The sequence below is a fragment of the Variovorax sp. 20P10.2.4 genome, assembly GCF_058244205.1.
Window position 1 is genome coordinate 1 of the sequence record NZ_JBZAYE010000499.1, and the last position, 5,577, is coordinate 5,577.

At 68.3% G+C, this 5,577-nt stretch carries 6 protein-coding genes and 1 pseudogene; 3 read left to right on the forward strand and 4 right to left on the reverse strand.

Annotated features, from left to right (window positions below):
• The 4 genes from AC27VN_RS31240 to AC27VN_RS31255 all read right to left on the reverse strand — a co-directional run.
• Window positions 1-802: lytic transglycosylase domain-containing protein (locus AC27VN_RS31240; protein ID WP_490879069.1), on the reverse strand; the 802-nt coding region annotated here is incomplete at its 3' end.
• Window positions 803-813: 11 nt separating this feature from the next.
• Window positions 814-2,808: a DNA topoisomerase IV subunit B gene (locus AC27VN_RS31245; RefSeq protein ID WP_296777294.1), complete on the reverse strand. Its 1,995-nt coding sequence runs from the start codon at window positions 2,806-2,808 to the stop codon at window positions 814-816.
• Window positions 2,809-2,955: 147 nt separating this feature from the next.
• Entirely contained in the window at window positions 2,956-3,408 is a 453-nt protein-coding gene (locus tag AC27VN_RS31250) for a DUF2846 domain-containing protein (RefSeq protein ID WP_093354670.1), read from the reverse strand.
• Window positions 3,405-3,824, reverse strand: a complete 420-nt coding sequence (locus tag AC27VN_RS31255; protein ID WP_490879070.1) for a hypothetical protein — start codon at window positions 3,822-3,824, stop codon at window positions 3,405-3,407. Before AC27VN_RS31255 ends, AC27VN_RS31250 begins: the two co-directional genes overlap by 4 nt.
• Before the next feature lie 189 nt (window positions 3,825-4,013).
• Between AC27VN_RS31255 and AC27VN_RS31260 the strand changes: the two genes are divergently transcribed.
• From AC27VN_RS31260 to AC27VN_RS31270, 3 genes and pseudogenes are all read left to right on the forward strand, one after another.
• Window positions 4,014-5,243: an MFS transporter gene (locus AC27VN_RS31260; protein WP_296777288.1), complete on the forward strand. Its 1,230-nt coding sequence runs from the start codon at window positions 4,014-4,016 to the stop codon at window positions 5,241-5,243.
• A gap of 33 nt (window positions 5,244-5,276) precedes the next feature.
• Complete coding sequence (locus tag AC27VN_RS31265; RefSeq protein ID WP_172705632.1) at window positions 5,277-5,417, forward strand: hypothetical protein; 141 nt, start codon at window positions 5,277-5,279, stop codon at window positions 5,415-5,417.
• A 31-nt stretch (window positions 5,418-5,448) separates the two neighbouring features.
• Window positions 5,449-5,577, forward strand: a pseudogene (locus AC27VN_RS31270) (SAM-dependent methyltransferase); the annotation flags it as partial.

The following is a 5,577-nucleotide window of genomic DNA, read 5'->3' on the forward strand; positions in this document are numbered from 1 at the left end:
CGATCGCGCCGCCGGCGGGCACCGTCATCTCCATGCGGATGCGCCCCGGCGTCTTGCCGCCGCGCGGGCTGCCGCCCCGGGCCACCGAGGGCTTGAGGTAGGCATAGAGCTGCAGCACCGTCTGCACGTAGTTCTGCGTTTCCTTGTAGTTCGGGATCTTGTTGCCCGCGCGTTGCACCGCGCCCTCGCCCGCGTTGTAGGCCGCCAGCGCCAGCTCGATCTGGCCCGGGAACATCGCGATCAGGTCGCGCAGGTAATGCGAGCCGGCGGCGATGTTGATGCGCGGGTCGAACAGCTTCTTCTCGAGGCTCGCGCGCTGGTCGCCCGCCACGCCGTAGCGCTGCGCGGTGCCGGGCATCAGCTGCATCAGCCCGCGCGCGCCCTTGGGCGAGACGGCCTGCGCGTCGAAGCCCGACTCGGTGGCGATCAGCGCCTGCAGCAGCTCGTAGTCGATCGCATGCTTGTTCGAGGCATCGCGCAGCGCGCTCTTGGCGATCTTGTAGCTCGGCGAGGCCTCGAACATGGCCAGCAGCGTCTGCGAGGCCGGCGACACCTTGCCATCGAACTTGCCGTCGAGCTTGCGGTCGCCGCGGCCCAGGCGGCCGAGCGGCGAGATGCCCTGCGTGGTGTCGAAGCTCTGGCCGTCGCGGAAGAACACCTGGTAGCGCTCGTCGACCTTCTCGGCCGCGAAGTGCGCCACGCCGTTGGCGTCGATGTAGCCGTAGACGTCAGCGGCGCGCGCCGGCCCCTGCAGCGCGAGCAGCAGGAAGGCCAGGAGCAACGAAGGCTTGAGGAGAGACATGCGGGGTGGAATCAAACATCGATGTCGACGTCGTCGGCGCGCAGTTCCATCAGTTCGCGCCGCGCCGCCGCTTCGCCCTTGCCCATGAGCTTGGTGATCTCGCCCTGGGTGGCGCTGAAGTCGAAACGGCCCAATTGGACCTGCATCAGGCGCCGGGTGTCCGGATTGAGCGTGGTTTCCCACAATTGTTCCGCGCTCATTTCGCCCAGGCCCTTGAAGCGGCTGATGCTCCAGGCACCTTCGCGCACGCCGTCCTTGCGCAGCTTGTCGAGCGTGGCGGTCAGTTCGCCCTCGTCGAGCGCATAGACCTTGGAGGCCGGCTTCTTGCCGCGCGCGGGCGCGTCGACCCGGAACAATGGCGGCTTCGCGACATACACGTGGCCGGTTTCGATCAGCTTCGGGAAGTGGCGGAAGAACAGCGTGAGCAGCAGCACCTGGATGTGCGAGCCGTCCACGTCGGCGTCGGAAAGGATGCAGATCTTGCCGTAGCGCAGGCCGCTGAGGTCGGGCGTGTCGTCGGGGCCGTGCGGATCGACGCCCACGGCCACCGAGATGTCGTGGATTTCGGTGTTGGCGAACAGCCGGTCGCGCTCGACCTCCCAGGTGTTGAGCACCTTGCCGCGCAGCGGCAGGATGGCCTGGCTTTCCTTGTCGCGGCCCATCTTGGCGCTGCCGCCGGCCGAGTCGCCCTCGACCAGGAAGACTTCGTTGTGGCTGATGTCCTTGCTCTCGCAGTCGGTCAGCTTGCCGGGCAGCACGGCCACGCCCGAACCCTTGCGCTTCTCGACCTTCTGGCCCGCGCGCTGGCGCGTCTGCGCGGCCTTGATCGCCAGTTCGGCGAGCTTGCGGCCGTAGTCGACGTGCTGGTTGAGCCACAGCTCGAGCGCCGGACGCACGAAGCTCGACACCAGCCGCACCGCGTCGCGCGAGTTCAGGCGCTCCTTGATCTGGCCCTGGAACTGCGGATCGAGCACCTTGGCGCTCAGCACGTAGGAGGCGCGCGCGAACACGTCCTCGGGCAGCAGCTTCACGCCCTTGGGCAGCAGCGAGTGCAGCTCGATGAAGCCCTTGACCGCCGTGAACAGGCCGTCGCGCAGGCCGCTCTCGTGCGTGCCGCCGGCGCTGGTGGGAATCAGGTTGACGTAGCTCTCGCGCACCGGCTGGCCGTCCTCGGTGAAGGCCACGCACCAGTCGGCGCCCTCGCCCTCGGCGAAGTTGTCGGCGTTCTTGTCGGCATGGCCGCTGCCTTCGAACAGCGGGATCACCGGATCGCCGTTGAGCGTCTGCATCAGGTAGTCGCTGAGGCCCCCCTTGTAGAGCCACTGCTGCGTTTCCTTGGTCTTCTCGTTGACCAGCGTGACGCTCACGCCGGGCATCAGCACCGCCTTGCTGCGCAGCAGGTGGGTGATCTCGCCCATCGGCAGCGCGACGGTCTCGAAGTACTTGGCGTCGGGCCAGGCGCGCACCGTGGTGCCCTGCTTGCGCTCGCCGGCCTCGAGCTTGCGGACCTCGAGCGCCTCGATCACGTCGCCGCCGCTGAAGGCCAGCCTGGCCACCGAGCCCTCGCGGTGCGTCGCCACCTCGAGCCGCTTCGACAGCGCATTGGTCACCGACACGCCCACGCCGTGCAGGCCGCCCGAGAAGCTGTAGGCGCCGCCCGAGCCCTTGTCGAACTTTCCGCCCGCGTGCAGCCGGGTGTAGACGAGCTCGATCACGGGCGCCTTCTCTTCGGGATGCAGGCCGAACGGGATGCCGCGGCCGTCGTCCTCGATGCTGACCGAGCCGTCGGCGTGCAGCGTGACCTTGATCTTCTTGCCGTGGCCCGCGAGCGCTTCGTCGGCCGCGTTGTCGAGCACTTCCTGGATGATGTGCAGCGGGTTGTCCGTGCGGGTGTACATGCCCGGGCGCTGCTTGACGGGCTCGAGGCCCTTGAGCACGCGGATCGAGCCTTCGGAGTAGCCGGAGGCGTCGGAGGAACTGGTTGGAGTCTTGGGGGGAGTCGCCATGGGGGCGGATTGTAGTCAGTCGCCGCCAAACAACTGGATGCCCGTACAGGACAGCCCTCGTGCGCGGCGGCAAGCTCGGGGAGCGCCAGCGCGCGAGGCGGGTCCGGCATGGGGCGCGATGCCCGCCGGACCCGGGAAATGCAGGCCTTACTTGGCGGCTGCGACCGTGCCGGTGTAGCTCAGCGATTGGAGCTCGGCCTTGGCCTTGTCGGCCGACTCGAGCTCGACGACGATGCGCCCGACCATCAGGCCCATGCTCGGCGAGGTGCGCAGGTACTTGATCTCGTTGGGCGCGAGCGTGAAGCTGGCGGTCTTCTCGGTCTCGGTCGCGGCCGCCGCCACGTAGTTGCCGGCCGGACGGTCGACGTAGAAGAAGCCGCCCGGCTTGGAGGTGCCGACCACCGTGTCGTTGAGACGGATGTCGGGCTGGATCGCGGCGCCGAACATCGAGGACGAACGGAAGAAGTAGATGCGGCCCTCGCCGGCCTTGACGCTGGGCATCGAGGCGGCCATGTCCTGGTACTTGACGCCGCTGGCGCAGCCCGCGGCGAGCACGACGACGGCCGCGAGCGCGGCGAATTTCAGAACGGTTCTTCTCACGGTTGAGTTCCTTTTGGAAGTTGTACTGGGGGATCGAGCAGGGAGAAGCGCGCCTCGGCAGGCAGGTAGAAGCCTTGCAGCACGCCATTGCGAACGACCAGCCAGGCCTCGTGGACCTGCTGGCCTTCGATGCTGAACACGAGATCGACGGGGCGGTACACGGAGCCTTCGCTCAGCCGCCCGGCCGGCACCCAGCGGCTGCTGGCGGGGATCTGGCGTCCGTAGCCGGTCGGCAGGCGAATCTCCAGCGGCGCGGTGAAACGCAGGTCCGCCGGTTTGCTCGATGGATCCACCGCCGAGAGCTGGGTCGGCACGCTGCGCACCGCGGGTGCGCAGGCGGGAAGCAGGCTCGCCGCCGCGGCGGTGGCAAGGATGGCCGGCAACGCGCGCAGGGCGCGGCGGTTCGTTCGCTCCATGGGAATCCCTCCCCCTCGTCTTTTTGTGTTGCCCGCAAATGTAATCAATTGCGACCAAAAATTTCTACCCGGCAGCATGAAATATTTCCGCTTTGATGCCGTTCCGGCATTGAAACGCCGCCGATAAATCATCAATGGCTGTCGCCAGCGGCGCGCATGCCAAAGCCGGCTCTTGGCTACAGTCGCCGCATGCAATCGCCTTCCACTCCCACCCTCTCGATCAGGCAGGTGCTGTTCTGCGGCGCCATGATCGTCACGCTCTCGATGGGCATCCGCCATGGCTTCGGGCTCTGGCTGCAGCCGATCACGCAGGCGCAGGACTGGAGCCGGCAGACCTTCTCGTTCGCGCTGGCGATACAGAACCTCTCATGGGGCATCTTCGGGGTGTTCGCGGGCATGCTGGCCGACCGCTTCGGCGCGTTCCGGGTGCTGATCGGCGGCGCGGTGTTCTATGCGCTGGGCCTGCTGGGCATGGCGCATTCGCCGACGCCGCTGCTGTTCACGCTGAGCGCCGGCCTGCTGATCGGCGCGGCCCAGGCCGGTACCACCTATGCGGTGATCTACGGCGTGATCGGGCGGCAGATTCCGGCCGAGCGGCGCTCGTGGGCGATGGGCGTGGCGGCTGCGGCCGGCTCCTTCGGCCAGTTCCTGATGGCGCCGGTCGAGGGCCGGCTGATCGGCCAGTTCGGCTGGCAGACCGCGCTGGCGGTGGTCGCGGTGCTGGTGCTGGTGATCGTGCCGCTGGCCTTCGGGCTGCGCGAGCCGCGGCGCGAAGCGGCGGCCGCGCAGCGCGAGCAGTCGGTGCTGCAGGCCGTGGGCGAGGCCTTCCGCTATCCGAGCTTCGGCCTGCTGATGGCCGGCTATTTCGTCTGCGGCTTCCAGCTCGCGTTCATCGGCATCCACATGCCGACCTACCTTCGCGACAAGAGCCTGCCGGCCGACGTGGCCGGCTATGCGCTGGCGCTGATCGGCCTGTTCAACGTGTTCGGCACCTACACGGTGGGGCTGCTGGGCCAGAAGCTCGCCAAGCGCAAGATCCTGGCCGCCATCTATTTCGCGCGGGCGGTGTCCATCGCGCTGTTCCTCGTGGTGCCGACCTCGCCGCTGAGCGTCTACCTGTTCTCGGCCGCGATGGGCTTCCTCTGGCTCTCGACGGTGCCGGCCACCAACGCGATCGTGGCGGGCATCTTCGGCGTGGCCCACCTCTCGATGCTCAGCGGCTTCGTGTTCCTGAGCCACCAGGTCGGCTCCTTCCTCGGCGTCTGGCTCGGCGGCTACCTCTACGACACCACGGGCAGCTACGACGTGGTCTGGTATCTCGCGATCGCGCTCGGCGTGTTCGCGGCGCTGGTCAACCTGCCGGTGCGCGAGAGCGCGATCGCGCGCCCGGTGGGCCGGCCCGCCGCGCACGCGGGCTGATACGCGGGCTGAGCCGGGATCACAATGGCGGCCATGACACCCCTCTCGCGCCAACGGCTCGCGCGCACCGGCTGGTTCGCCGCCGCGGCGCTGGCGCTGGCGGGCGTGTTCAGCCTCTACACCCACCCCGAATTCGCGGTGATGCTGGTCGACCAGATCTGGTCGTGCTTCTGACCGATCGCGCGCCCGGCGGGCGCAAGGCGCCATGAAAGATGTAACCAATCCCCCTTCCCCGGTCCACGGCCTGTCGGCGCCCTCGGAATGGATCGTGCGCTGGAGCCATCTGCTCGCGCCGGGCGCCACCGTGCTCGACGTGGCCTGCGGCGCCGGGCGC

What these genes read in the sequence shown, in the direction of transcription:
- AC27VN_RS31245 (WP_296777294.1), bottom strand. Translation starts at nt 2,808, where the DNA reads ATGGCGACTCCCCCCAAGACTCCAACCAGTTCCTCCGACGCCTCCGGC.
- AC27VN_RS31255 (WP_490879070.1), bottom strand. Translation starts at nt 3,824, where the DNA reads ATGGAGCGAACGAACCGCCGCGCCCTGCGCGCGTTGCCGGCCATCCTT.
- AC27VN_RS31260 (WP_296777288.1), top strand. Translation starts at nt 4,014, where the DNA reads ATGCAATCGCCTTCCACTCCCACCCTCTCGATCAGGCAGGTGCTGTTC.
- AC27VN_RS31265 (WP_172705632.1), top strand. Translation starts at nt 5,277, where the DNA reads ATGACACCCCTCTCGCGCCAACGGCTCGCGCGCACCGGCTGGTTCGCC.